The sequence below is a fragment of the Streptosporangium sandarakinum genome, assembly GCF_013409935.1.
Classification (GTDB): Bacteria; Actinomycetota; Actinomycetes; order Streptosporangiales; family Streptosporangiaceae; genus Streptosporangium; species Streptosporangium nondiastaticum.
The window spans coordinates 1,546,722-1,570,756 of the sequence record NZ_JACCCO010000003.1 but is presented as its reverse complement, the minus strand read 5'-3'; the positions used below and the strand labels follow the sequence as shown (position 1 = coordinate 1,570,756).

28 protein-coding genes are annotated in these 24,035 nt (G+C 72.2%); 14 read left to right on the top strand and 14 right to left on the bottom strand.

The window, feature by feature from the left end:
* Positions 1-25: 25 nt before the first annotated feature.
* Positions 26-193: a zinc-binding dehydrogenase gene (locus HDA43_RS36185; protein WP_281395810.1), complete on the bottom strand. Its 168-nt coding sequence runs from the start codon at positions 191-193 to the stop codon at positions 26-28.
* Positions 154-909, bottom strand: coding sequence for a quinone oxidoreductase family protein (locus tag HDA43_RS33320; RefSeq protein ID WP_312873661.1), 756 nt, complete (start codon positions 907-909; stop codon positions 154-156). The genes HDA43_RS36185 and HDA43_RS33320 overlap by 40 nt, the downstream gene beginning before the upstream one ends.
* Positions 910-1,257: 348 nt before the next feature.
* Between HDA43_RS33320 and HDA43_RS33315 the strand changes: the two genes are divergently transcribed.
* The 4 genes from HDA43_RS33315 (at position 1,258) to HDA43_RS34550 (ending at position 2,835) form a co-directional block, all read left to right on the top strand.
* On the top strand, positions 1,258-1,875 hold the full coding sequence (locus HDA43_RS33315) for an SDR family oxidoreductase (RefSeq protein WP_312873675.1): 618 nt from the start codon (positions 1,258-1,260) through the stop codon (positions 1,873-1,875).
* A 101-nt stretch (positions 1,876-1,976) separates the two neighbouring features.
* Positions 1,977-2,132 (top strand): hypothetical protein, encoded by a 156-nt coding sequence (locus HDA43_RS33310; protein ID WP_179828661.1) that lies wholly within the window; start codon positions 1,977-1,979, stop codon positions 2,130-2,132.
* Between the two features lie 91 nt (positions 2,133-2,223).
* Entirely contained in the window at positions 2,224-2,412 is a 189-nt protein-coding gene (locus tag HDA43_RS34555; protein WP_218912711.1) for a TetR/AcrR family transcriptional regulator, read from the top strand.
* A gap of 45 nt (positions 2,413-2,457) precedes the next feature.
* Entirely contained in the window at positions 2,458-2,835 is a 378-nt protein-coding gene (locus tag HDA43_RS34550; protein ID WP_218912710.1) for a TetR-like C-terminal domain-containing protein, read from the top strand.
* 119 nt (positions 2,836-2,954) lie between these two features.
* Here the strand turns inward: HDA43_RS34550 and HDA43_RS36180 are convergent, their stop codons facing one another.
* Positions 2,955-3,623 carry a zinc-binding dehydrogenase gene (locus HDA43_RS36180; protein WP_312873674.1) on the bottom strand — a complete coding sequence of 223 codons (669 nt, stop codon included), beginning with the start codon at positions 3,621-3,623 and terminating at the stop codon, positions 2,955-2,957.
* Positions 3,624-3,771: 148 nt separating this feature from the next.
* Between HDA43_RS36180 and HDA43_RS33295 the strand changes: the two genes are divergently transcribed.
* Positions 3,772-4,185, top strand: a complete 414-nt coding sequence (locus HDA43_RS33295) for a nuclear transport factor 2 family protein (RefSeq protein ID WP_179828659.1) — start codon at positions 3,772-3,774, stop codon at positions 4,183-4,185.
* Positions 4,186-5,288: 1,103 nt separating this feature from the next.
* Here the strand turns inward: HDA43_RS33295 and HDA43_RS33290 are convergent.
* The gene (locus HDA43_RS33290) at positions 5,289-5,894 is read right to left on the bottom strand and encodes a TetR/AcrR family transcriptional regulator (protein WP_179828657.1); all 606 of its coding nucleotides are present in this window, start codon (positions 5,892-5,894) and stop codon (positions 5,289-5,291) included.
* 75 nt (positions 5,895-5,969) lie between these two features.
* Between HDA43_RS33290 and HDA43_RS33285 the strand changes: the two genes are divergently transcribed.
* The 3 genes from HDA43_RS33285 (at position 5,970) to HDA43_RS33275 (ending at position 8,620) form a co-directional block, all read left to right on the top strand.
* Positions 5,970-7,073, top strand: a complete 1,104-nt coding sequence (locus HDA43_RS33285) for an FAD-dependent monooxygenase (protein WP_179828656.1) — start codon at positions 5,970-5,972, stop codon at positions 7,071-7,073.
* A gap of 253 nt (positions 7,074-7,326) precedes the next feature.
* The gene (locus HDA43_RS33280) at positions 7,327-8,013 is read left to right on the top strand and encodes a TetR/AcrR family transcriptional regulator (protein ID WP_246424784.1); all 687 of its coding nucleotides are present in this window, start codon (positions 7,327-7,329) and stop codon (positions 8,011-8,013) included.
* A gap of 10 nt (positions 8,014-8,023) precedes the next feature.
* Positions 8,024-8,620, top strand: coding sequence for a DUF1707 SHOCT-like domain-containing protein (locus HDA43_RS33275; RefSeq protein WP_179828654.1), 597 nt, complete (start codon positions 8,024-8,026; stop codon positions 8,618-8,620).
* A gap of 140 nt (positions 8,621-8,760) precedes the next feature.
* Here HDA43_RS33275 and HDA43_RS33270 read toward each other — a convergent pair whose 3' ends face one another.
* The 6 genes from HDA43_RS33270 to HDA43_RS33245 form a co-directional block, all read right to left on the bottom strand.
* Positions 8,761-9,744, bottom strand: a complete 984-nt coding sequence (locus tag HDA43_RS33270; RefSeq protein WP_179828939.1) for a LacI family DNA-binding transcriptional regulator — start codon at positions 9,742-9,744, stop codon at positions 8,761-8,763.
* 61 nt (positions 9,745-9,805) lie between these two features.
* Positions 9,806-11,074, bottom strand: coding sequence for a multiple monosaccharide ABC transporter permease (gene mmsB, locus HDA43_RS33265; protein WP_179828652.1), 1,269 nt, complete (start codon positions 11,072-11,074; stop codon positions 9,806-9,808).
* Positions 11,071-12,621 (bottom strand): multiple monosaccharide ABC transporter ATP-binding protein, encoded by a 1,551-nt coding sequence (gene mmsA, locus HDA43_RS33260; protein ID WP_179828650.1) that lies wholly within the window; start codon positions 12,619-12,621, stop codon positions 11,071-11,073. Before mmsA ends, mmsB begins: the two co-directional genes overlap by 4 nt.
* A 64-nt stretch (positions 12,622-12,685) precedes the next feature.
* Positions 12,686-13,798 carry a multiple monosaccharide ABC transporter substrate-binding protein gene (chvE, locus tag HDA43_RS33255; RefSeq protein WP_179828648.1) on the bottom strand — a complete coding sequence of 371 codons (1,113 nt, stop codon included), beginning with the start codon at positions 13,796-13,798 and terminating at the stop codon, positions 12,686-12,688.
* Positions 13,799-14,091: 293 nt separating this feature from the next.
* Positions 14,092-14,448 (bottom strand): hypothetical protein, encoded by a 357-nt coding sequence (locus HDA43_RS33250; RefSeq protein WP_179828646.1) that lies wholly within the window; start codon positions 14,446-14,448, stop codon positions 14,092-14,094.
* Positions 14,445-14,963, bottom strand: a complete 519-nt coding sequence (locus tag HDA43_RS33245) for an FAD-binding protein (protein ID WP_179828644.1) — start codon at positions 14,961-14,963, stop codon at positions 14,445-14,447. The genes HDA43_RS33250 and HDA43_RS33245 overlap by 4 nt, the downstream gene beginning before the upstream one ends.
* A gap of 121 nt (positions 14,964-15,084) precedes the next feature.
* Between HDA43_RS33245 and HDA43_RS33240 the strand changes: the two genes are divergently transcribed.
* Both HDA43_RS33240 and HDA43_RS33235 read left to right on the top strand, forming a co-directional pair.
* Positions 15,085-15,495 carry a LysR family transcriptional regulator gene (locus HDA43_RS33240; RefSeq protein ID WP_179828642.1) on the top strand — a complete coding sequence of 137 codons (411 nt, stop codon included), beginning with the start codon at positions 15,085-15,087 and terminating at the stop codon, positions 15,493-15,495.
* 104 nt (positions 15,496-15,599) lie between these two features.
* The gene (locus HDA43_RS33235; protein ID WP_179828640.1) at positions 15,600-16,412 is read left to right on the top strand and encodes a hypothetical protein; all 813 of its coding nucleotides are present in this window, start codon (positions 15,600-15,602) and stop codon (positions 16,410-16,412) included.
* Here HDA43_RS33235 and HDA43_RS33230 read toward each other — a convergent pair.
* The 3 genes from HDA43_RS33230 to HDA43_RS33220 form a co-directional block, all read right to left on the bottom strand.
* Positions 16,384-17,013, bottom strand: a complete 630-nt coding sequence (locus tag HDA43_RS33230; RefSeq protein WP_179828638.1) for a TetR/AcrR family transcriptional regulator — start codon at positions 17,011-17,013, stop codon at positions 16,384-16,386. The two genes, HDA43_RS33235 and HDA43_RS33230, sit on opposite strands and share 29 nt — an antisense overlap.
* Positions 17,014-17,103: 90 nt before the next feature.
* On the bottom strand, positions 17,104-17,319 hold the full coding sequence (locus HDA43_RS33225) for a ferredoxin (RefSeq protein ID WP_179828637.1): 216 nt from the start codon (positions 17,317-17,319) through the stop codon (positions 17,104-17,106).
* Positions 17,316-18,512 carry a cytochrome P450 gene (locus HDA43_RS33220; protein WP_179828635.1) on the bottom strand — a complete coding sequence of 399 codons (1,197 nt, stop codon included), beginning with the start codon at positions 18,510-18,512 and terminating at the stop codon, positions 17,316-17,318. The genes HDA43_RS33225 and HDA43_RS33220 overlap by 4 nt, the downstream gene beginning before the upstream one ends.
* A gap of 504 nt (positions 18,513-19,016) precedes the next feature.
* Between HDA43_RS33220 and HDA43_RS33215 the strand changes: the two genes are divergently transcribed.
* On the top strand, positions 19,017-20,237 hold the full coding sequence (locus HDA43_RS33215; RefSeq protein ID WP_179828633.1) for an alpha/beta hydrolase family protein: 1,221 nt from the start codon (positions 19,017-19,019) through the stop codon (positions 20,235-20,237).
* A gap of 117 nt (positions 20,238-20,354) precedes the next feature.
* Here the strand turns inward: HDA43_RS33215 and HDA43_RS33210 are convergent, their stop codons facing one another.
* Complete coding sequence (locus HDA43_RS33210) at positions 20,355-21,182, bottom strand: putative protein N(5)-glutamine methyltransferase (RefSeq protein ID WP_179828631.1); 828 nt, start codon at positions 21,180-21,182, stop codon at positions 20,355-20,357.
* Positions 21,183-21,630: 448 nt separating this feature from the next.
* On the opposite strand from HDA43_RS33210, the gene HDA43_RS33205 reads away from it, so the two are divergent.
* The 3 genes from HDA43_RS33205 to HDA43_RS33195 are packed head-to-tail and all read left to right on the top strand — an operon-like array spanning position 21,631 to position 23,838.
* The gene (locus HDA43_RS33205) at positions 21,631-21,828 is read left to right on the top strand and encodes a hypothetical protein (protein WP_179828629.1); all 198 of its coding nucleotides are present in this window, start codon (positions 21,631-21,633) and stop codon (positions 21,826-21,828) included.
* On the top strand, positions 21,825-23,183 hold the full coding sequence (locus HDA43_RS33200; protein ID WP_179828628.1) for a TrkH family potassium uptake protein: 1,359 nt from the start codon (positions 21,825-21,827) through the stop codon (positions 23,181-23,183). Before HDA43_RS33205 ends, HDA43_RS33200 begins: the two co-directional genes overlap by 4 nt.
* The gene (locus HDA43_RS33195) at positions 23,176-23,838 is read left to right on the top strand and encodes a potassium channel family protein (RefSeq protein ID WP_246424783.1); all 663 of its coding nucleotides are present in this window, start codon (positions 23,176-23,178) and stop codon (positions 23,836-23,838) included. The genes HDA43_RS33200 and HDA43_RS33195 overlap by 8 nt, the downstream gene beginning before the upstream one ends.
* The last annotated feature ends 197 nt before the right edge of the window (positions 23,839-24,035 follow it).

Here is a 24,035-nt window from a genome sequence, read left to right as displayed (position 1 = left end):
CTGCCGGAACGGGGGCGGTCCGCTGTCACGGACGCAGGATGACCTTGCCGACGGTACGGCGGGCCACCAGGTGTGCCAGCGCCTGCCCGGCCTCCTCCAGCTTGTACTCGGCTCCGGTCACCGGGCGCAGCCGCCCGGCCGCGGTCAGCGCGATCAGCTCCTCCAGCGCTTCGGCGGCGGTGCTACCGGGCAGGCGCAGGTGGGCGCCGAGCCAGTAACCCCCACCGCGATGTTGTGCTCGCTCAGCAGGCCGGGGTCGACCGGCGACGGGTCCACCCCGCCGGAGGTCCCGTAGGTGATCAGGCGGCCGAACGGCGCGAGCACGCGGGTCGCGGCGTCGAAGACCGGCCCGCCCACCGCGTCCAGCACCATGTTGACCGGGTCGCCGCCGTTGGCCGCGAGCACCCTTTCGGCATAGCCGTCCGCGGCCCCGTTCACTGCCGCGTCCGCGCCCAGGTTGAGCACCAGGTTCTGCTTGTCCGCGGTAGAGGCCGTACCGATCACCCGGCCCGCGCCGAACTCCTTGGCGAGTTGCACCGCCAGATGGCCCACGCCTCCGGCCGCGGCGTTGATCACGACGCTCTCGCCGGGTGCGAGCCGCGCCGCCGTACGCAGGAGGTGCCACGCGGTCAGTCCCTGGACCAGCAGCGCCAGCGCCGCCCCGGCCGGCAGGTCCTCCGGGATCTCCACCGGTGTCTTCACCACGGCCTTCGACGCGTAGGCCGCGTTGGCGAAGGCCAGCACCCTGCGCCCGTCCGCGGTCCGGCCCACGATCTCGCCGCCGGGGACGAACGGCAGCTTCGGCGGCTGATAGGAACCACGCAACCGCTCGGCGTCGGCGAAGTTGAGCCCGGCCGCCTCCACCTCCACCTCCACCAGGATCACACCCGCGCAACCGGGCTCGGCCACGTCGCACGTCCGTCATCACGGTGTGCCCATTCTCGATCGCGTATTGCCATGAGTCCGGGTGGTCATGGCCACGGTCTTCGCCGCCGATGGCCTTGCCGCGCCTGCGGGCGGACTCGTGGCCTTCGCGAGTGCGGTCGCGAATGTATTCGCACTCCATGCCGGACATCGCGGCGAGCACGGTGAACACGATGCCGGACGGGTCGTGCGAGCCCTTCGGCTCCCCGGCGAGGAACCCCGGCCCGGTCCGGACCGTGGTCCAGCGTGTGCCGGTTGTCCGGCCGCCATCAGCGCGACGGGGTGCGGGGACAGATCACTGACCGGTTGCGCACGCTCCCCGACGCCCCGAATGTGATCCACGCCACCGCGATCGTCGGCCGGATCACCGCGGCCGGCGGCCGCGCGATCGCGGTGGGCGGCGACGTCGCGGACGAGACCGCGATGGCCCAGGCCTTCGACGCCGTCGGGGCCGCGTTCGGCGGGATCGACGTCGTCGTGAACACCGCGGGGATCATGCTGCTGTCGCCGATCGCCACCCTGGACCTGGCCGACCTCGACCGGATGCACCGTACGAACATCCGCGGCACGTTCGTGGTCGCTCGGCTGGCCGCCAACCGCCTGCGCGCGGGCGGCGCCCTGATCAACTTCTCGACCTCCGTGACGCGCCTGCAGTTCCCCGGCTACGGCGCCTACGTCGCGTCCAAGGCCGCGGTCGAGGGCATCACCGAGATCCTGGCGCGCGAGCTGCGGGGGCGGGACATCACGGTCAACGCCGTCGCGCCCGGGCCGACCGCGACCCCGCTGTTCCTCGACGGCAAGAGTGATGAGGAGATCGCGAACCTCGCCAAGGCCGCCCCGTTGGAGCGGCTGGGCACGCCCGCGGACATCGCCGAGGTCGTCGCGTTCCTGGCCGGCCCGGCTCGCTGGGTCAACGGCCAGGTCCTGTTCGCCAACGGCGGCATCGCCTGAGGCCTCTGCGGAGTCCCGGCGCCCGCCGCACGCACCGCCCACGCGCACGCACCACCCGCACTCACGTATCCACTGCACCGCAGGAGACCGGCAACATCGGCGTGCACGCGCACTTCGACCCGCTCTCGGTCACCAGGACCGACGAGCCCGACACCCGCGTCGCGACCCTGCGGGTGACCGGCAACGGGTACAACGGCACCGGCCCGACGACGTTCCGCCTGCGCGACGGCCTCATCGCCTCCCTGCGCATCGCCTGACGCCGCGCCCATGGCGAGCTCATCGCGAATCCCTGCACTGTTCAGGCCCGACGCCGCCCGGAGGCCGCGCCTGGGCCGAGAGGAAAGATCCGTGAACGCACAGACCGACAGCACAGCCGCCCGGCCGCCGCGAGGCCGCGGGCGCCGCCCCACCGAGGAGGTCCGGGCGGACGTGCTGCGCGCGGTCGGCGACCTCGTCCTGACCGAGGGCATGGCCGACCTGACCTTCGAGCGCGTCGCGCGGCTCGCCGGCGTCAGCAAGACGACCCTCTACAAGTGATGGCCTTCGCGCGGCGCACTGGCGCTGGACGGCTACTTCCACGCGGTGCAGAACACGCTCGCCTTCGACGACACGACCAGCGTCCGCGAGGACCTGCGCCGCCAGCTGCACTCCTTCGCCGAGGTCATGGCGACCCCGGGCGGGCGGGCGCTGCGCCAGCTGATCGGGCAGTCACAGACGGACGACGACCTCGCCGCCGCCTACCGAGCGCTGTACTCCTCCGGCCGGCGCGAGGTCGCCTACCGGCGGCTCGCGCACGCCCAGGACATCGGTGAGATCCGCGCGGACGTCGACGTCCGCGTCCTGGTCGACCAGCTCTGGGGCGCCGTCTACCACCGTCTTCTCATCCCGGACGAGCCGGTCACAGCGGCGTTCGTCGACGCGCTCGTGGACAACCTCTTCGATGGAATCGCCCCTCGCTAGAAACCCGCCGAGGATCTCGTCTCGGTGACGGCCGGTGCTTGTGGTCGGCCCGTGGTTCGCTCAGGTGACTTCGGGAACCAGTGTCCAGACGTTGCCGGTCCGGGTGGGTCCGAGGTCGATCAGGGTTCCCAGGTTGAGGGCGGCGGCGCGGGTGTGGAGCCATGGGAATGTCCCGGCCGACAAGCGTGCTCATCGCCGGTTCGGAGATCGCGGCCATCTTGTGGGACGGCGGGAGGCCGGGATGACCCGGGCGTCGTCCGGGTGGGCCGGCAACGGCGGATCTGGCCGCTCTCATGCCTGGCGTCATCAGGAGCGGGCGCACCGTCGTGTTCGACGCCGAGACCATGACGGCCGTCTACGGCATGCTCCAAGCCATCGTGGCGCTCACCCGGAACGGGACCGTGAGCACCAAGGGATGGCCCGCGTCCGGGGCGGGCCATCCCCAAGATCGTTCGTCGCTCGGAGCGGATCGGCTGCTTAAGGATCGGCCAGTCGAACTGCAGGACGAACCGCCCGCGAATGCCGCGTTGTTCGAGCGAGCGGTGCGCGTCGGCGGCTCGGGAGGCGGGCAGTCGTCCGGCCACGCGGACGGTGAGCCGTCCATCGCCGGCGAGTTCGGCGAGCCGGTCGAGCTCGGCTGCGGCCTTGGCGTAGTCGCAGACGAAGATCGGGGCGACGCGGACCCGGTCGGTCCCGTCACCCCGGTAGCCGCGGACGGTGACGACGGTGCCGCCGTCCCAGACGGCTGCGAGGGCTTGGCCGAGGCCGGCGCGGTTGCGGCAGGTGATGCCGGAGAAGCCACGGCCGATGTAGATCCGGGCGGTCAGGCGTTCGGGGTCTCGTCCACGGCGGCCACCTCACCTTGTTGGCGCGGCCAACGAATCTATGTATTGTTGGTTTTGCCAACGATGGAAGTGCCAATGAATAGGAGCCGCCATGTCCACGGAAACCCTGCTCGCCGACCGCATCGAGCTCACCGACCTGTTCACCCGCTTCTCGCTCCTGCTCGACGAGAAGCGATGGGACGGCGCCGGCGACGTCTTCGCCGAGGACGTGACCGTGCACTCGCCGCGCGGCGGTTCGCTCACCGGCCTCGACAACGTCGTCGGGTTCATGCGGAAGGCCGAGGTCGAGGGCGAGAGCACCCAGCACATCACCACAGACCTGTTGATCGACTTCCACGGTGATCGGGCGTCCGTCGCGGCGAACTCGCTCGTGTACTTCTTCCGTGACGGGCAGGCGCCCCACATGAACAGCGGCCTGCGCCTGACCTGTGATGCGGTGCGCACGCCGGCCGGCTGGCGGTTCCGCGAGTGGCGGATCGCCCCCCTCTGGATCCGCGAGGGCTGACCGCCACCATCCACGGATCCGGGGTCGAGGAACAGCGGGACGGTCGTTGGCGGTGAGAAAGACCTTGTTTCTCGTTGCGGCGGTGAGCCGGTCGGATGTGAAAGGGCCAGGCGGTCAGGGCCCGCCGAAGTGAGGGCGCGGCCCCGACGCCCCGCACAGTCCTCCGCGACCCGCGACGCAGCGATTCACCGCCAATGACCGTCCCGCTGTCCCCCGGCCCCGGGATGCGACGCCGACCCGCTGACCCTGCCCACCGCCGATGATCCTCAACCGGCTGCACGTGCTCGCCAACCCCTCCGGCTCCCCGCACGACCTGCGCGACACCCTGCGCTTCTCCGGCGGGCTTCTTCACACTGCCGAGAGAACAACCCGTGAGCCTCGCCGAGGCGGTCCGCCTCTTCGGCCAGCTCGGTCGCAGTCTCACACCGGATCAACCACTTCTTGAGCCTGCGCTGGTCGTCAGCGAACCAGACGCGACAGCCGCATACCAGGTACATCGATACCTCCGGGGGCGTCGCTGGTGGGGGCGCGACGGCCCACACACCCACCGTCGGATGAGACCTTTCCCTATGCCGACGGAGCGGCGCCGAAGGGTCCGAGGCCAGAGATCGCGAGCTCCCGTACCCATGCATCCACACCTACGGGAGCCACCGGAGCCTCGAACCGGCCGGCGATGTACTCGCGGCGGGCGCACCGCACATAGTCGGGATCACCCGCCAAGTCTCGGTTGAACAGGATGTTCACCAGCGTCCAGGGGATGGGCCGCGCCCGTCTTCGAGATCGACGTCCCTGCCGGTGTCCCACACCGCACGGTGCCTGTCGAGCGCGTCACGGCACCCAGCGTCGCGCGCGGTTGCCGAACTGTCCTCATGCGGGGATCAAGGGCGGCGGCCTCATGGCCGCGCGGCCCGCCGCGCGCCCGGCGGCCCGCCGACCGGGCATGCGGCCTGGGGGCCGGTCCCGATCGGCGCCGCCAGCGCGCTCCCGCCGACCGGGCACGGACCACCGCCCCGTCCTGACGGCGTCCCGCAACGCCGGCGGAATTCCGGCTCAGAGGCGATTCGGCGGCTCATCGCACGCTTCTTAACGGCACCCCGGGTTCCTCACTTCCGGCGTAGCCAGGGCTGCAGTGCGGCGTCCGTCGCCTCCTCCAAGCGGCGGCTCATGGCGGCGGGATCGTCGCCCGCCGTCTCCAGCAACACCTGCAGAGCCCCGGTGACCGCCCCGACGAATGCCCCCACGAGAGCCGCCGCCCCGGCCTCGTCCAGCTCATCGGCATAGGCCGCGCACAGGTGGCGCGCGATCTCCCGCTGCGCGTCGAACTGGAGCTGCAAGCCGCGCCCCCGCACCGCGGGCACGTTCCGGATGAGCCGCAGCCGGAGCGCGGCCACCCTGCTCACCATCTCGTCGCTGTCACGGTTCACGTTGCGCAGCGCACGCAGCAGCACGTCGGCCGGCCGGTCGTCGGGCCCGCGCGCGGCGATGGCCTCGACGGCGGCCGCGATCCGCGAGTCGCTCTCCGGGAAGAGCACCTCCTCCTTGCTGGCGAAGTAGCTGAAGAAGGTGCGTGTGCCGATCTCGGCCGCCTCGGCGATGTCGGCGATGGTCGTGCCCTCGTAGCCACGCTCCTCGAACAGCTCCACGGCGGCATCGACGATCGCTCGGCGGGTGCGCTGCCGTTTCCGTTCACGCAGGGTGGTCTCGGCCATGCCGCAGACGATACCGCATGGAATGCCTACCGACACTCATTGCAAATATGCATTTAGTGCAGTTACCGTCAAGGCATGAAGACCGTGTTGATCTCAGGAGCAGGCATAGCCGGAAGCACCCTCGCCTACTGGCTCACCCGCCACGGGTTCGAACCCACCGTTGTGGAGCGCGCTCGCGGCCGGCGTTCCAGCGGCAACCCTGTCGACGTGCGCGGTCCCGCCCGCGAGGTCGTCGAGCGCATGGGCATCCTGCCCCGGCTGCGTGCCATGGCGACACGCGTGACCCGGCTGAGCTTCGTCGACGACCACGGCAGGCGGATCGGCGGCATACCCATGCCCTCCGACGACATCGAACTGCCCCGTGCCGACCTGGCCCGCGCCCTCTCCTCGACGGTGGCCGCCGACCACCTCTACGACGACACCATCACCGCTCTGCACCAGGACCCCGGCGGCGTGGACGTCACCTTCGAGAATGCCGCGCCCCGCCGCTTCGACCTGGTCATCGGCGCCGACGGGCTGCACTCGGCGGTCCGCCGCCTGGCCTTCGGCCCGGAGCGGCGATTCATCGACCATCTGGGCATCTACGTGGCCACCCTGCCCCTGCCCGGCCTCGCCCTCGACCCGCACGAGGTGCTCCTGCACAACACCCCTGGCCGGGCGGTCGCCCTGCACCCCGGCACCGGTCAGGGCGGGGCCGCGTTCTTCTTCCGCAGTCCCGCGGTGCCCGGTTTCGACCACCGTGACACCGCCCAGCACAAACGGCTGCTCACCGACGCCTTCACCCCGGGCCCCTGGCGCATCCCCGAACTGCTCGATCAGGTACGGCAGGCGGACGACCTCTTCTTCGACTCCGTCAGCCGGGTGCGCCTTGACAGTTGGTCGACCGGGCGGATCGCGCTGCTCGGCGACGCGGCCTCCTGTGTCTCGCTGTTCGGCGACGGATCCACCCTGGCCATCGCCGGCGCCGCGACCCTGGCCGATGCGCTGGCCGTACACCGGGACGATCACGCGGCGGCGTTTCGTGCCTACGAGGCCCGGCACCGCCTGTTGACCAACCCCAAGCAGCGCTTCGTCTCCCCGGCGTCCCGGCTGCTCATCCCGGCCACCAGGTACGGCATCGCCGCCCGGAACACCGGCGCGCGTCTGCTGTCGGCGGTCTCGGGCGTCCGCGCCGCCTGATCGGGCGCCACGATCCGCCTATGTGGCACACCCCTCCCGCCTGGGGATGGGAGGGGTGTGTCGGCGTGGTCGGGCGCGCTTCCACCGCCATCGGCCGTTGCCGCGGCGGGTGCAGGTGTAGCGGGGGTTGGTGACCTTCGCATACCCCGCCCTGCCACGCGCGGCCCTCGGACAGTACGCCCCCGGCATGATGCGGTTCCGGTGCAGGCGCGCCTGGCCGCCCTGTTGTCCAGTGGACAATAAACTGCCGGTCATGGCACCCAGACGCAGGCGCGACCCGGAGGAGTCACGTGCCGAGCTGCTGGCGACGGCGGCCGAGCTGATCGGGCAGCGGGGTCCGGACAACGTCAGCCTGCGGCAGATCGCCGAGGCCGCCGGTGTCGCCCACGGGCTCGTGTCCCACTATTTCGGCACCTATGCCGCTCTGGTGCGGGAGGTACTGCGCGTCGAGAACGATCGCATCGAGTCGCGGGTGCGCGAACGCATCCGCGCCGAGGACGGTGTGCCTCTGGCGGCGGCGATCATGGACGTGGTGTTCGACACCCTGGCGGACGAGCGTTACCTGCGCCTGTTCGTCTGGGCCGAGATGCACGCCGACTACCGGGGCGCCGCACGACCGGAGCTGGTGGAGCTGATCGACACGATCGAGGCCGGGATACGCGACGCCCTGGCGGGGCGGCCCGCGCCGAGCCGGTCGCGCATCGAGGCGGTCGTGCTGATCGGGCTGTCGGCCGCGTACGGGTTCGCCATCGGCGGCCGGTCGTGGCTGGCGGGCCTGGGCCACGAGCCCGATGACCCGGCGCATGCGGCGGAGTTCCGCGTCCAGCTCGCACGGATGATGGCCGCCCACATGGTGGAGGAGTCCGGGCTGGAGCCGGCCGACCGAGTTGTTCTCCATTCGGAGAATAAGATGGTCCCGCCCCGCCGATCACACGGATAGGACCGCGAGCATGTCCGAGCACCCCCACCTCACCTCGGCCCAGCAGGTGCGCCCCTCAGACGAGGACCGCGACCAGGTGGCCCTGCGACTCCAGCAGGCCGCCGCCGTGGGCCGGATCGAGCTGACCGAACTGGACCAGCGGTTGAGCGAGATCTACCAGGCCCGGACCCGGGGCGAGCTCGCACACGCCGCGCGAGGCCTGCCCGAGCCGGCCCGCACGGACACGCTGGTGGTGCGGGACGAACCCGGCTCCCGCTTCGCCTTCAGCGTGTTCGGCTGGTTCAGCCGCAGGGGCCGCTGGGTCGCCCCGCGCGTGTTCACGTCGTTGTCGATGTTCGGCGGCGGTGAGATCGACCTGCGCGACGCCCGCTTCGCCGCGCAGGAGATCCGGGTGCGCGCCTTCGCCCTGTGGGGGTACACGGAGGTCGTCGTGCCCGACGACGTGGAGGTCGAGGTCAAGGGCTTCGGCCTGTTCGGCGCGTTCGACCGGAGCGCCGCCCGCAGCAGGCGGGGGGCGCCGCGGATCGTCATCAGCGGTCTCGCCCTGTTCGGCGGCGTCGGCACGAAGGCCAAGGCGGCACGCAAGGTGGCGCCCGGCAGTGACTGACGGTGGCGTCGTTCCCGGTCGGCGCGTCGCCTCCGGCAGGCGGAATGCGGCGGGCGGCCACGACCCCCGACAGCCGCCGCGGCCCGTCGGCGGCATGCGCGGCCGCCGGCCGGATCGGGCCGGCGGCGTCCCGGGCCGTGTCAGCGCGCCGCGGAGCTGGACCTGACGACGAGGGAGGGCGACACGACGAGCCGCTCGCGCTCACCGGTACCCGGCGCGTCGATCCGCCGCAGCAGCACCTCGATGCTGTGCCGGCCCACCGCGGCGAAGTCCTGCCGGACCGTGGTGAGCGGGGGCGAGAAGAACTCCGCCTCGGGGATGTCGTCGAAGCCCACGACGCTGATCTGCTCGGGGACCCGCACCCCCTCCTCGGTGAGCGCCCGCAGCAGGCCGAGCGACATCTGGTCGTTGGCCACGAACACCGCCGTCACCCCGCCGACCCCGGCCAGGCTCCGGCCCGCCTCGTAGCCCGAGCGGGGGCTCCAGTCACCGAACAGCGGCTCGGGCACCGTACGGCCGGCCTCCTCCAGGGTGGCCCGCCAGCCCTCGAGTCGGCCCTCGCTCTCCAGCCAGTCGGCCGGGCCGGCGACGTGCCAGACCGTCTCGTGGCCCAGCTCCAGCAGGTGCCGGGTGGCGAGCCTGGCGCCCTCGGCCTGGTCGATGCAGACCACGGGCACGTCGGTCATGTGCGATCCCTCGACGGCCACCGCGGGCAGCCCCGGCGGCAGGCTCTCCAGGGCGCGGGCCGCCGAGCGCTGCGGCGCGACGACCACGACGCCGTCGACGCCCTGCTCGGCGAGGTAGTCGATGGCGTCGCCGACGCTGGCGGCGTCGATCGACTTCAGGCTCACGATGCTGACGAAGTACCCGGCGGTCCTGGCGGCCTGCTCGATGCCGTAGACGGTGCTGGCCGGGCCGTACAGGGTGGTGTCGAAGCTGACCACGCCGAGCGTCCGCGAGCTCCTGGTGACCAGGGCGCGGGCGGCGAGGTTGCGGCGGTAGCCGAGCCGGTCGATCGCCTCCAGCACCCGGGTGCGGGTGGCCGGCCGGACGTTGGGGTGGTCGTTGAGCACCCGCGAGACCGTCTGGTGCGACACACCGGCCTCCCTGGCGACGTCGGCCATGATCGGTGGGCGGTGCCCGGTGGGCGGTGCCACGGTCTCTCCTTTCGGCCGGCCACCCGGGTCAGCGAGCGGTTCCGGCCCGGCGTTTGGTCCAGACGTCGAACGCGACGGCGGCCAGTAGGACGGCGCCCTTGACGAGCATGACCCGCTCGCTGGGTGAGCCGATCAGGGACATGCCGTTGTTGATGACCGCCATGATGAGACCGCCGGTGATCGCCCCGGCGACCTTGCCGACGCCGCCCTGTACGGCGGCGCCGCCGATGAAGGCCGCGGCGATCGCGTCGAGCTCGAAACTGCTGCCCGCCGTCGGACCGGCCTGGTTCAGCCGGCCGGCGAAGATGACGCCGGCGACGGCCGACAGCACCCCCATATTAACGAAGATCCAGAAGACGACCTGCTTGACCTTGATCCCGGACATGACGGCCGCGTGCAGGTTGCCGCCGATGGCGTAGATCCGGCGGCCGAAGACCGTACGGCCGGCCAGCAGCGAGTAGCCGAGCACCAGCGCCGCCAGCAGCACCAGCACCCAGGGCAGGTTCTTGAACCGGGCGAGCTGCACGACCAGGAAGAGGATCAGCGCCGCGCCGGCCGTCATCCTCAGGGCGAACAGCGGCACCGGGTCCACGGCCTGGCCGTAGCCGGCGCGCGAGCGGCGGGTACGCCACTGCGCCGCGACCATGCCGGCGACGGCGAGCAGACCGACCAGCAGGCTGAACAGGTCGGCGCCGCCCAGCGGGCCGAGGCCGACGTTGCCGAGGTAGCCGTCGGTGAAGCCGTTGGCGAGGGTGCGGACCGCGTCGGGGAACGGGCCGATGCCCTGGTTGCCCAGCACGGTCAGGGTGAGCGCGCGGAACAGCAGCATGCCGGCGAGCGTCACGATGAACGCCGGGATGCCGAAGTAGGCGATCCAGAACCCCTGCCAGGCGCCGACGAGGCCACCGGCCACCAGCGTGACCGCCAGCGCCGCCGGCCACGGCAGGCCCATGTCGACCATGAGCACCGCGGCCAGGGCGCCGGTCACCGCGACCACCGAGCCCACCGACAGGTCGATGTGCCCGGCGATGATGATCAGGATCATCCCGATGGCGAGGATGAGGACGTAGGAGTTCTGGACGATGATGTTGGAGATGTTCTGCGGCTGGAGCAGGGCGCCGTCGGTGAGCACCGAGAACAGCGCGATGATCAGCGCGAAGGCGATGTAGATGCCGCTGGAGCGCAGGTTGAGCGACAGCCCGCCCAGCGACACCCGTCCCGGCCGCCGCGGCTCCCCCGGTTCCCCGGCCCCTGCCCCGGTCCCGGCCGCCGCCTCGGCGGGGGTGATGCTGCTCATGAGGGCTGCTCCTGTCCCTTGGTCATCAGATGCATGAGACGTTCCTGCGTGGCCTCCCGGCGCGGCACCTCACCGGTGATGCGGCCCTCGCAGAGGGTGTAGATGCGGTCGCACAGGCCCAGCAGCTCCGGCAGCTCCGAGGAGATCACCAGGATCGCCCTGCCCTGGTCGGCCAGCCGGTTGATGATCGTGTAGATCTCGTACTTGGCGCCGACGTCGATGCCCCGGGTCGGCTCGTCGAGGATCAGCACGTCGGGCTCGGTGAGGATCCACTTGGACAGCACGACCTTCTGCTGGTTGCCGCCGCTGAGCTTGCCGACCACGCTGGACACGCCGGGGGCCTTGATGTTCATGCTCCGGCGGTACCCCTCGGCGACCCGGTACTCCTCGCGCTCGTCGACCCAGCCGCGGCGTGCCAGCCCGGCCAGTCCCGCGGCGGAGACGTTGCGCCTGATGTCGTCGATGAGGTTGAGGCCGTAGCGCTTGCGGTCCTCGGTGGCGTAGGCCAGGCCGTGCTCGATGGCGTCCCGGACGGTCCGGATCCGGACGGGCCTGCCGTCCTTGAAGATCCTGCCGGAGATGTCGGTGCCGTAGGCCCGCCCGAACACGCTCATCGCCAGCTCCGTACGGCCCGCGCCCATCAGCCCGGCCAGGCCGACGATCTCGCCCCGGCGCAGGGTGAGGCTCGCGCCGTCGACCACCTTGCGGCCGGGCTGGGTAGGGCTGTGCACCGTCCAGTCCTCGATGCGCAGCGCCTCCTCGCCGATGGACGGCTCGTGGGGCGGGAAGCGGTTGTCCAGGGCGCGGCCGACCATCCCGGCGATGATGCGGTCCTCGGTGACGTGGCCGCCCGCCATGTCGAGCGTCTCGATCGTCCGCCCGTCGCGGAGGACGGTGACGGAGTCGGCGACCGCGGTCACCTCGTTGAGCTTGTGGGAGATGATGACGCAGGTGATGCCCTCCTGCCGCAGGCCCCGCAGCAGGTCCAGCAGGTGCGCGGAGTCCTCGTCGTTGAGCGCGGCGGTCGGCTCGTCGAGGATGAGCAGCCTCACCCGTTTCGACAGCGCCTTGGCGATCTCGACGAGCTGCTGCTTGCCCACGCCGATGTCGGCGACCGGCGTCACCGGGTTCTCGCGCAGGCCGACCCGCCGCATCAGCTCGGCGGCCTCGTGGTTGGTGCGGTTCCAGTCGATGATCCCGCGCCTGGACCGCTCGTTGCCGAGGAAGATGTTCTCGGCGATCGACAACTGCGGGCTGAGCGCCAGCTCCTGGTGGATGATGACGATGCCCGCGCGTTCGCTGTCGCGGATGCCGCCGAACTCGCAGCGGGCGCCGTCGAAGACGATCTCGCCCTCGTAGTCGCCGTGCGGGTGGACCCCGGACAGCACCTTCATCAGCGTCGACTTGCCGGCGCCGTTCTCGCCGCAGATCGCGTGGATCTCGCCCCGTCGCACCGACAGGGTGACGTCCTGCAGCGCCCTGACGCCGGGGAAGGTCTTGGTGATCCCGCTCATCCGCAGGATGTGGTCGGTCGTCTGGTCGGTCATCGTGGGAAGGAAACCCCTCGGTCCCGGCGCCCGGGACCGAGCAGGGCCCCGGGCGCGCCCTTCGTCAGTTCAGCTGGTCCTCGGTGTAGTAACCGCCGCCGACGATGACGTCCTTGTAGTTGTCCTTATCGACGATCACCGGGTCGAGGAGGTAGGAGGGGACGACCTTGTCACCGTTGTCGTAGTCCTCGGTGTTGTTCACCTCGGGCTTGGCGCCCTTGAGGACGGCGTCGGCCATCCTGACGGTCGTCTCGGCGAGCTTGCGGGTGTCCTTGAAGATGGTGGAGTACTGCTCGCCGGCGATGATCGACTTCACCGAGGCCAGCTCGGCGTCCTGGCCGGTCACGACCGGGTACGGCTGGCCGCCGGTGCCGTAGCCGTTGCTCTTGAGCGCCGACAGGATGCCGATGGACAGGCCGTCGTAGGGCGACAGCACGCCGTCGACCCTGGTGTCGCCGGTGTAGGTCTTGGTGAGGATGTCCTCCATGCGCCGCTGCGCGGTGGCGGGGTCCCAGCGCAGGATCGCGGCGGTCTTGAAGTCGGTCTGGTGGCTCCTGACCGTCAGCGTGCCGTCGTCCATCTTCGGCTTGAGCACCGACATGGCGCCGTTCCAGAAGAAGGTGGCGTTGTTGTCGTCGGGCGAGCCGCCGAACAGCTCGACGTTGAACGGGCCCTTCTTGCCGTCCTCGACGCCGAGCCCCTTCAGCAGCGAGGTGGCCTGCTGGACGCCGACCTTGAAGTTGTCGAAGGTGGCGTAGTAGTCGACGTTGGGGCTGTTGCGGATCAGGCGGTCGTAGGCGATGACCGGGATCTTGTTGTCGGCGGCCTGCTGCAGCTGGGAGGTCAGCGCGGTGCCGTCGATGGAGGCGACGATCAGCAGCTTGGCGCCCTTGGTGATCTGGTTCTCGATCTGGTTGGCCTGGGTGGGGATGTCGTTCTCGGCGTACTGCAGGTCGACCTTGTAGCCGAGTTTCTCCAGCTGCGACCTGACGTTGTCGCCGTCGTGGATCCAGCGCTCGGAGGACTTGGTGGGCATGGTGACGCCGATCAGCGCGCCGGCGGCCCCGCCCGCGGCGGAGGCCTGGGCGTCCACCGTCTTCTGGCTGGAGCCGCAGGCCGTCATCGTGGCGGCGAGCGCGACGGCGGACAGCGCGCCCGCGATTCGTCCCAACCTCATCGTGCACATCTCCTTGCGGATCGGGGGGTCGTCCGGAGGGTCACGGCGGCGCTCGTTCCGAACGCTACCGAGGCATAAGAAGCGCCAAACAGTCACATAACGTGATGACCGGAATGAAAGGCGTGTTCGCTGAGCCGATTGTTATCGCTAACAAAGATGGTGTCAATGCTTCCGGACAACCTCCCGGAAACCCGCCCGCAACGTGCCCGCCCGCCCTGCCCACCCGTGGCGGTGGGCAGGGCGGGCGGGGATGGGAGCCCAACTTGTGCGAGGACAGTCGGGGTCAGCCGAGGTCAGCCGAGAACGGGGAAGTTGCCGCGGATGACGCCGTGCGGGTCGTGGCGATGCTTGATCTCGCGCAGCCGATCCAGCGTGGCGGAGGCGAAGGCGTCGGCCGCGGTCTCGCGGGGGCTCAGGAAGGTGAAGGGCTTGCGCCCGCTGACGGGCAGGGCCTCGGCGAGGGCGCGCTGTCTGGCGGTGACGGCCTCGGCGGTCGCCGGGTCGGCGGGGATGCCGAACAGGTGGAGCGCGTACGGTTCGCTCAGCGGGCCGTGCGGGCTGTCGGACGGGCGGGCGAACGCGCCGGCCGTCGGACAGCGGCCGGGGCAGCCGCTCCAGGGCAGCGAGCAGGTCGCGGGCCTCGTCTTCACCACCGAGGTGGGTGACGTCGACGGCGACCATGGGGTCGGCGCCGGGGAAGTGCAGCAGGTCCAGCCAGGCGGTCAGCTCCTCGGGCGCGGTGGCGGTGATCTGCCGGTAGGCCTCCAGCACGGCCGGGGCGTGCTCGGCCGTCCAGAGCATCCGCCCGCCGTACAGGTGCGGCGGCGGCCTGCAGGCGGCCCGAGGGCACACCCGCGCCGACGCGGGCACGGCGGGCGGCCTGGTCGATCTCCAGGGTGTCCAGCCGGGTGGTGCGCAGCAGGATCACCCCGTCGGTGCGGCCGGTGGCGCCGTGCCCGTTCGGCTGCGCCGCCACGCCCAGCCCGGCGGCGCGGGCGTGGCGGACCAGCGCGGCGACGTCATCGGCGTCGGCGGCCTCGGCCACGGCCGCCACCGGCTGCTCGATCGCCAGGTTCCACGGACGACGGGCGGCGTCGAAGCCGGGGTCGCCGGGCAGCCAGACCCGGCCGCGGACGACGGAGCGCAGGGCGGTCAGGAAGTCCATGGTCTTTCTTCCTCGCATATCAGGGGGTTCTTGAACGGCTCCACTCCCGATCCGGGACGAGCGGGTGATCAATGCGGTCCCGTGCAAGGATCGTGAAGCCCGGGTTGACGATGGGGGGATCATGCTGGAGCGGCACGAGGTGGAGGCGTTCCTGACCCTGGCCGAGGAGCTGCACTTCGGCCGGACCGCCGAACGGCTGCGCGTGTCCACCGCCCGGATCAGCCAGACGATCGCCAAACCGGAGCGCCGTACCGGCATTCCGCTGTTCGAGCGCACCAGCCGCCGCGTGGAGCTGACGGCGGCGGGACGGCGGCTGTACGAGGGCGTGCGTCCCGCCTGGGACCAGATCACCGGCGCCTTCGAGCAGGCCGTCGCGAGCGGTCGCGGCCTTACTGGCACGCTGCGGGTCGCCTTCGTCCCCTTCGAGGACGCCCCGCCGCTGCGGTGGGGCCTGCTGTGGCGCGCCGACAACGCCACCGCCCGTCTCCGCGCCTTCGCCGAGGCCGCCCACGATCTCGCCGGCACCGCCTGAGGACGACCCGCGGGTTCGGCCACGTCGCCACGGGTAACGGAGTGGGACAGGCAGGGCGCGGCGGCGCGTCGCCGGAGACGGGGGAACGCGTGAGGCGAGAGCCGGTGACCTCCGCCGCGAGGGCGGTACTCGCGGCGGTCTTCGGGACGGCGGCGCGGATCCGCCGCGGCCGTCCCCTGCACCCGGTGGGGCTGCTCTTCGACGCCGCGCTCCACCTGCACGGGGCGCCGAGCCTCTGGGGCGCGGCGTTCCTGGACGAGGCGATGGAGCTGCGCGGGATCGCCCGGCTGTCGCGGTCGGCGGGCCTGCCCTACCCGTCGCCGGACGTGCTGGGCCTGGCCGTACGGTGGCGGCACCCGTCACCCGATGGCACCGCCGCCGCGGAGGACCGCGCCGGCGCGGAGGGCACCGGGAGGGGCGCCACGGCGGCGAGCGACGCGGAGGCCGCCCCGGGCGCCACCGCCGAGCTGCTGCTGGCCACCACCGGGCGCACCGTGCCCGGCCGCCGGCTGCTGCGGCCCGCCGTCCGGTGGGCGCCGGGCCTGTACGGTTCGCTGCTGCCGTACGGCGCGGGCGGCGACAGGGTGCTGCTCGGCGCGGTCGCGCGGCGCTCCTGGGCCTCCCCCGCCCGGCTCGGCGCGCTGGCCCGCGTCGCCGCCGCGCGTCCGCTGGTGTTCGACCTGGTGGTGGCCTCCCCCACCGGGCCGTGGGAGCGCTTCGGCGTGCTGGAGCTGACCGGACCGGCCCACACGGACGCCGACGAGCCGGTCCGCTTCGACCCGCTCAGGCACCCGATCCCGGGGCTGGAGCCGGCCGGGTGGATCCAGCGGGTGCGCGAGGGCGCCTACGCCGCCGCGCAACGGGTGCCCGACGCCGAGGCGGCGGGCCTCAGTGGTCGCAGGGCCCGGAGCGTCTGAGCGAGGAGTCGAGCAGGCCGGTGGCGGCGGGGCCGGGCAGCGGGTCGGCCGAGGGTCGCGTCCCGGCCAGCAGCAGGGCGAGGTAGCGGCGGGGGTCGGCGTGGCCGGCGTCGTCGGCGTGCACCGTGGCCAGCACCATCACCACCATCGCCGCGAGGTCGCGCACCATCAGGTCGGAGCGGACCAGATCGCGCCGCTGGGCGTCGGCCAGCACGTCGCCGAGAGGGCCCATGAACCGCTCGGCGATGTCGACGGAGAAGGCGCCGGACTCGTGGGCCGCGGCGAGCAGGGGCCGGTGCGCGGCCAGGGTGTCCACCGCGGCGGCCAGGGCGTCGGCCAGTCCCCGCCGGGGATCGGCGGCGGCGCGGGCGGCCAGCGCGAGCGGTTCGACCTCCTCGGCGAAGTAGGTGTGGAACGCGGCCCGCACCACGCCCTCGCGGTCGCCGAAGCGGCGGTAGACGGTCGCGATCCCGACCCCGGCCCGCCGGGCGATCTCCTCCAGCGGCGCCGCGGAGCCGGTCTCGCACAGCGCCGCGATCGCGGCGCGGACGATCCTGTCGGAGTTGCGGAGCGCGTCGGCCCGGCGTCCCTGCCCTCGCACACGCCGAACGCTAGCAGTATTCACATCGTCGCCGACAGTGCGGCCGGTGGCCGGGGCGCACGCCCCGGCCACCGCACCGGAAAAAGCGGATCAGTCCTCCACCAGGGACAGCGCGCCGGAGGGGCAGGCGCGCACCGCCCGGCGGACGAGGTCGGCGTACTGCGCCGGGGGCTCCGGCTCCAGCAGCACCACCACGCCGTCGTCGTCCTGGTCGAAGATCTGATCGGCGGTCATGACGCACATGCCGGCCCCGATGCACACGTCGCGGTCGGCCCGGATGCGGACGGGCTTCTGTTCTTCGCTCACCAGGCCACCTTAAAAGAACTGAGGCCGTAGACGACGTTGAAGGACCGGAAGGCGGGCTCGGGGCCGGCCTCCCGCAGGCCGGGGAAGCGCTGCAGCAGGGCGGGGAAGGCGACGCGCATCTCCATGCGCGCCAGCGGCGCCCCCAGGCAGTGGTGCACGCCGTGGCCGAAGGCGACGTGCCCCAGGCTGTCGCGGCCGATGTCGAGCCGGTCGGGGTCGGCGGCCAGGGCGGGGTCGCGGTTGGCCGCGGGCAGGGCGCAGATCACTATCTCGCCCGCGGGGATGCGCTGCCCGGCCACCTCGACGTCGGTGGTGGTCACCTTGGTCATGCCGGAGTGCACGATGCTGAGCCAGCGCAGCAGCTCCTCCACCGCGGCGTCGATCCGCTCGGGCTCCTTGCGCAGCAGCTCCAGCTGCTCGGGGTTGCGCAGCAGGGCCAGCGTGCCGAGGGAGAGCATGTTGGAGGTGGTCTCGTGGCCGGCGAGCAGCAGCAGGCTGCCGATGCCGGCGAGCTCGGCGGGCGTCAGGTCCTCGCCGTGCTCGCGCACCAGCATGCCGAGCAGGTCGTCACCGGGGTCGGCCTTGGCCCGGGCGACGAGCTCGCCCATGTAGACCCGCGACTCCAGCGACGCCGCCGCCCGCTCCTGCGGGGGCAGCGACAGGTCCAGCATCCGGCCGCTGCGCCGCTGGAAGTCGGCCCGGTCGTCGTACGGCACGCCCAGCAGCTCGCAGATGACCAGCGACGGGATCGGCAGCGCGAAGTCGGTGACCAGGTCCGCCGGCGGGCCGGTGCGCTCCATGGCGTCCAGGTGCTCGGTGACGATGTCGTGGATGCGCGGCTCCAGCCTGCGCATCCGGCGGACGGTGAACTCCGGCGTCAGCATGCGCCGCAGCCGGGTGTGCTCGGGCGGGTCGAAGGCCAGCAGGTTGCCCGCCCGCAGCTCGGCGATCTCCTCGTCGGTGCGCTGCGGCATGCCGGGTATGCGGAAGACCATCTGATGGGCGTTGCTGAACCGTTCGGCGTCGCCCAGCACCGCGCGCACGTCGGCGAAGCGGGTGATGAGCCAGCCGTCGACGCCGAAGACCGTCCTGACCTTCCGCACGCCCTCCTCGTCGCGGACCGCCGCCAGCTCGGCGGCGGGGTCGAACTCCGCCCGCCGCATGTGCAACGGCAACGTCATGGACTCGCTCATGTGCCATCTCCCCGGGACTCGTCGCGAGTGATCATCCGCCGAAAAAACGATAGCAACCTATCGTTTATCCCTCCAGAGTACGCGCGAAACCGGCCCTTCACCCGGGTTCGCGTGATCGGCTGCGAAATAGCTGTACGCAACATTTAAGAATCCGTACGCCGGGGCCGCCGCCCGCGGGCGGGCCGCCCCCGAACCGTTCTCGAAGGCCCTCACTGAAGCCCTGACCCGCATATCCGTTGTTTCCCGCGCCGTTATCACCGGGACCTCGAGAAATCTCAGAGTTCAGGCGAACCGAAGGATCTCCAGGATGAGCCCATGGGCCTTCGGCTTTCACCGGCCGGCTCGGCCGAGCGCCGGCCGGATGACCCGAAGACGAGCCGCGCGGCCTCGTCCGCCTCATCGGTCGACTCGCCGACGACCTCTCCGCCCGTCCGGACACGATCGCCGACGAGATTCCGACCGCTTATACGCCAAGTGTATATACTTGGCGTATAGTCACTCGGCATGAGTCAGCTGAACGACCATCAGCCCCAGGCCAAGCCCCGTGAACCGCGCAAGCCTCGGCGACGAGGACGGCTGGCCGCCGCCGCCGGGCTCGTCGCCGTCATGGCCGCCACCGGCCTCGGCCAGGCCGGGCCCGCCTCCGCCGGCGCCGCCGATCCATACCTGCCCGCGCCCACCGGCTCGCGACCGGTCGGCACCACGTCCCTGTACCTCAAGGACACCTCGCGCCCGGACCCCTGGGTTCCCAGCGTCAAGGCCCGCGAGCTCATGGTCTCGCTGTGGTATCCGGCCAAGGCGCCGGGCCGCCATCGGGCGCGGTACATGACGCCCAAGGAGTCCGAACTGCTGATCAAGGACGGGGGCATCACCAACATCCCGGCCGACACGCTGAGCAAGGTGCGTACCAACGCCTTCACCGATGCCCGCCCCGCAGGAGGCGCGCACAGCCTGCCCCTCATCGTGCTCTCCCCCGGGCACAGCAAGCCCAGGGCCGAGCTCACGGCCCTGGGCGAGGAGCTGGCGAGCCGGGGATACGTGGTGGCCGCCATCGACCACACCTACGAGAACGTCGCCCAGACCTTTCCCGACGGGAGGGTCACGACCTGCGTCACGTGCGAGATGAAGAAAGACCCGACCGTCTGGGAGAAGCTGGAGAAGGGCCGGGCCGCCGACGTCTCCTTCGTGCTCGACGAGCTGACCGGCGCGCACCCGAAGTGGAAGAACGCGCGGCTGATCGACACCTCCAGGATCGCCATGTCCGGTCAGTCCGTCGGCGGCGCGAGCACGCTCGCGGCCATGGCCGCCGACTCCCGGTTGCGTGCCGGCATCGACGTGGACGGCATCGTGGAGGCCGCGCTTCCCGAGGCCGGGTTGTCCCGGCCGTTCCTCCTGCTGGGCAAACCCGCCACGTACACGCCGGGCCGGCTCGGCGGCGTCAACTGGGAGGGTGTCTGGGCGGGGCTGCACGGCTGGAAGCGCTGGCTGCTCGTGACCGGGGCCGCGCACACGTCCTTCACCGACCTCGGTGTGCTGATGGACCAGCTCGGCATCGAGGACGGCGCCACCATCTCCGGCGCCCGTGCCATGGCCATCACCCGCAGGTACATCACGGCCTTCTTCGACCAGCACCTGCGCAAGAAGCCACAGCCCTTGCTGGACAAGCCGTCGGCGAGCCACCCGGAGGTCAAGTTCTGCGCCCCGGAGACGAAGACCTGCTCATAGCGTCATCCCCCGCCTCGTTCAGCGGGTCCGGCGATGCGTCCGGCCGGCTGCGCGGCCGGGCATCCCGACATCCCCGGCGGCGGGGGCGTTCCGCGTCCGCCGGGTCCCGCCCGGCGTCTACCGCGCCACGTTCCGCCCCGCCGCCGGGACGGTGCCGATGACGGCGGTGGCGTCGAAGTCCTCGCAGTAGGCCACCCGGGCGTCCAGCCCGGCGGCGGCGACGGCCTCGGCGGCGAGCGCGGCCTGCCGCTCACCGGTCTCGATGAGCAGGCGCCCGCCCGGGGCCAGCCACCGCGGCGCCCCGGCGGCGACCCGCCGCGCGACGCCGAGCCCGTCGGCGCCGCCGTCCAGCGCCACCGCCGGCTCGTGCAGCCGGGCCTCCGGCGGCAGCAACCCGATCGACGCGGTGGGCACGTACGGCGGGCTGGCGATCACGACGTCGACACGGCCGCGCAGCACCTCCGGCAGCGGCTCGTACAGGTCACCCTGGTGGACCCGCCCGCCGAGGGAGGCGAGGTTGCGGCGGGCGCAGCGCACCGCGGCGGGCTCGACGTCGACGGCGTGCAGCTCGGCCCGGCCCAGCGCCGCGGCCAGCGCGGCCCCCAGCGCGCCGGAGCCGCAGCACAGGTCCACCACCACCGCCCCGGGCCGGGCCAGGGCGGCGGCCTGGCGGATGAGGAACTCCGAGCGGGGGCGCGGCACGAAGACCCCCGGCTCCACGGCGAGGCGCAGGCCGCAGAACTCCGCCCAGCCCAGGACGTGTTCCAGCGGCAGCCCGGCGACACGCCGCTCCACCATGGCGGCCAGGTCGCCCGGGGTGCGGGCGGTGGAGATGAGCAGGTCCGCCTCGTCCTCGGCGAAGACGCAGCCGGCCGAGCGGAGCCTGCCGACGACGGCGGAATGGGACAGCGAAGCAGCAGAAGAAGAGGGAGAGGGAACCGACACGGTACGGCCTTTCGGGACGCCAATGGGCGCTCCCGCGGTCACCTCGGTTCGGAGGAACCGTACGGCGTGCGAGGGGAGCACCCAGCCTGCAACAGCGGAATGGGTCTCACCTCCTTCAGTCGATCACCGCCGGGGAGGGCCACCGTACCAGACGCCGCCCGGCGGACCGGAGGCCCCCTCGGCAGGGACCGCATGGTCCCCCGGCGCGCGCCGGCGCCGCCATGGCGGAGTCGCGGTGTCGCGGGCCACCCCGACCCAGGTCGGCGACGGAGTCGCGCGCGGCGTGGTCCGGCGAGGAACGCCGGAGGCGGGCGAAGTCCATGCGGGCGGAACCGGCCGGGCGGGGTGGCGTCACGTCCATGGCGGCGGAGTTGTTAGTGTGTGCGGCGGAGTGCCGGGAAGTCCGGCCGGCGTGCCCCCACTCTGTCCTCCCCCTGGAAGGCCACCCATGGTGTTGCTGCCGGCGTTCGCCGCCTTCGCGCTGCTCGCGGCCCTGGTCTGCGGCCCGGCCGGGCGGGTGGTCCTGCCGCTCTCCCCCGCCGCCGCCGTCGCGGCCCGCCGGTTCGGCGACGAGCCCGACGCGCCCACCCGGTACGGCACGGCCCGCCGGGTCCGCGCCCGGTTCTCCGGGACGAAGAGCCCATGACGCGCTCCGGTCTCGCCCGGGCCGTCCTGGCCGGCTTCCGGCACCCGGCGCAGGTCGTCGCCGCGGCCTTCGCCTTCGCCATCGCGGCCGGCACCGCCCTGCTGTCGGCGCCGTTCGCCACCGCCGACGGCCGGCCCGCCGACCTCCTGGACGCGTTCTTCACCGCGACCTCCGCCGTCTGCGTCACCGGCCTGGCCACCGTCGACACCGCCGACCACTGGTCGCCCATGGGGCAGGTCGTCATCCTGGCGCTCGTCCAGGCCGGCGGGCTGGGCATCATGACCCTGGCCACCCTGCTGGCCGTACTGATCACCGGGCGGCTGGGCCTGCGCGCCCGGATGCTGGCCCAGGCCGAGACCAAGACCATGCAGCTGACCGGGCTGCGCCGGCTGATCGGCCAGGTGGCGGCGTTCAGCCTGACGGCCGAGGTGATCACCGCGGCGGTGCTGGCGGCGCGCTTCTCCGCCGGCTACGGCGAGCCGTACGGCCGCGCGGCGTACCTGGGCGTCTTCCACGCGGTGTCGGCTTTCAACAACGCCGGGTTCGCCCTGTGGCCCGACAGCCTCGTCCGCTTCGCCGCGGACCCGTGGATCTGCCTGCCGATCGCGACGGCCGTCATCGTCGGCGGCCTGGGCTTCCCGGTGGTGTTCGAGCTGGTGCGTTCCTGGCGGCGGCCGCGGACCTGGTCGGTGCTGACCCGCCTGACCGTGACGATCACCGTGCTGCTGCTGGTCTGCGGCACACTGACGATCACCGCCGCCGAGTGGTCCAACCCCGCCACCCTCGGCGCCCTGGACCGCGACGACCGCCTGCTGGCCGGCTTCTTCACCGGGGCGATGCCGCGCAGCGCCGGTTTCAACAGCCTCGACATCGCCCAGCTGCACCCCTCCAGCCTGCTGATCACCGACGCGCTGATGTTCATCGGCGGCGGCAGCGCCGGCACCGCCGGCGGCATCAAGGTGACCACCCTCGGGGTGCTGGCCTTCGTCGTGTGGACCGAGCTGCGCGGCGAGAGCCGGGTCAACGTCGGCCGCCGCCGGCTGGGCGAGGGCGTGCAGCGCCAGGCTCTGGCGGTGGCGCTGCTGGGGCTGACGCTGGTGGCGGCGGCGACGTACCTCCTGATGCTGTTCACCCCCCACCGCCTGGAGCTCGTGCTGTTCGAGGCGATCTCGGCGTTCGCCACGGCCGGCCTGTCGGCCGGCGTCACCGCCGAGCTGGCCCCGCACGGCCAGGTGCTGATCGCGCTGCTGATGTTCATCGGCAGGGTGGGGCCGCTGACGCTGTTCTCCGCGCTCGCGTTGCGCGAGCGCACCCGCCACTATGAGCTGCCCGAGGAGAGGACCATCGTTGGCTGACAGCAGGAACGACGCCGTGGTGGTGATCGGCCTGGGCCGCTTCGGCGGCTCGCTGGCCCTGGAACTGGCCAGGAGGGGCACCGAGGTGCTGGCCATCGACAGCCGCGCCAAGATCGTGCAGTCCATGGCCGGCCGCCTCACCCACGTGGTGGCGGCCGACTCCACCGATCTGGAGGCGCTGCGCCAGCTCGGCGTCGCCGACTTCCACCGGGCGGTGGTGGCCATCGGCACCCACCTGGAGTCCAGCATCCTGACCACCTCCCTGCTGGCCGAGCTGGAGGTCGACGACATCTGGGCCAAGGCCATCAGCCGCGAGCACGGGCGCATCCTGCAGCGCGTCGGCGCCCACCACGTGATCCTGCCCGAGCACGACATGGGTGAGCGGGTGGCCCACCTGCTCAACGGGCGGATGCTCGACTTCATGCAGGTGGACGACGACTTCGCGCTGGCCAAGACCCGCCCGCCGCGCCAGTACGTCGGCGTCCCGCTGGGGCAGACCAACCTGCGCCGCAAGCACGGGGTGACGGTGGTGTGCGTCAAGAGCCCGGGTGAGGAGTTCACCTACGCCGGCGCCGACACGGTGCTGACCTACGGTGACGTCATCGTCATCGCGGGCCGGACCGGTCAGGTGGAGCGGTTCGCCGACCTGCCCTGACCCGCCCGACCCGCCCTGGCCTGGCCTGCCCTGACCCGACCTACCCCTGCTCGTCCTCGCCCGGAGCCGTCACCGCGGGAGCCCCGGGAGCCTCGGGAGCCGTTCCCTCCGGAGCCCCGGGAGCCGTTCCCGGCCGGCGGGCCGTACGGTGTCCGCCGGTGCGGGCCGGGGCGCGGTAGCATCCGCCGTGGCCGCGT

Excerpts from the sequence above, each read along its gene's own strand:
- HDA43_RS33295 (WP_179828659.1), top strand. The coding sequence starts at position 3,772 with ATGTCCACGGAAACCCTGCTCGCCGACCGCATCGAGCTCACCGACCTG.
- HDA43_RS33290 (WP_179828657.1), bottom strand. The coding sequence starts at position 5,894 with ATGGCCGAGACCACCCTGCGTGAACGGAAACGGCAGCGCACCCGCCGA.
- HDA43_RS33285 (WP_179828656.1), top strand. The coding sequence starts at position 5,970 with ATGAAGACCGTGTTGATCTCAGGAGCAGGCATAGCCGGAAGCACCCTC.
- HDA43_RS33280 (WP_246424784.1), top strand. The coding sequence starts at position 7,327 with ATGGCACCCAGACGCAGGCGCGACCCGGAGGAGTCACGTGCCGAGCTG.
- HDA43_RS33275 (WP_179828654.1), top strand. The coding sequence starts at position 8,024 with ATGTCCGAGCACCCCCACCTCACCTCGGCCCAGCAGGTGCGCCCCTCA.
- HDA43_RS33270 (WP_179828939.1), bottom strand. The coding sequence starts at position 9,744 with ATGGCCGACGTCGCCAGGGAGGCCGGTGTGTCGCACCAGACGGTCTCG.
- mmsB (WP_179828652.1), bottom strand. The coding sequence starts at position 11,074 with ATGAGCAGCATCACCCCCGCCGAGGCGGCGGCCGGGACCGGGGCAGGG.
- mmsA (WP_179828650.1), bottom strand. The coding sequence starts at position 12,621 with ATGACCGACCAGACGACCGACCACATCCTGCGGATGAGCGGGATCACC.
- chvE (WP_179828648.1), bottom strand. The coding sequence starts at position 13,798 with ATGAGGTTGGGACGAATCGCGGGCGCGCTGTCCGCCGTCGCGCTCGCC.
- HDA43_RS33245 (WP_179828644.1), bottom strand. The coding sequence starts at position 14,963 with ATGGACTTCCTGACCGCCCTGCGCTCCGTCGTCCGCGGCCGGGTCTGG.
- HDA43_RS33240 (WP_179828642.1), top strand. The coding sequence starts at position 15,085 with ATGCTGGAGCGGCACGAGGTGGAGGCGTTCCTGACCCTGGCCGAGGAG.
- HDA43_RS33220 (WP_179828635.1), bottom strand. The coding sequence starts at position 18,512 with ATGAGCGAGTCCATGACGTTGCCGTTGCACATGCGGCGGGCGGAGTTC.
- HDA43_RS33215 (WP_179828633.1), top strand. The coding sequence starts at position 19,017 with ATGAGTCAGCTGAACGACCATCAGCCCCAGGCCAAGCCCCGTGAACCG.
- HDA43_RS33205 (WP_179828629.1), top strand. The coding sequence starts at position 21,631 with ATGGTGTTGCTGCCGGCGTTCGCCGCCTTCGCGCTGCTCGCGGCCCTG.
- HDA43_RS33200 (WP_179828628.1), top strand. The coding sequence starts at position 21,825 with ATGACGCGCTCCGGTCTCGCCCGGGCCGTCCTGGCCGGCTTCCGGCAC.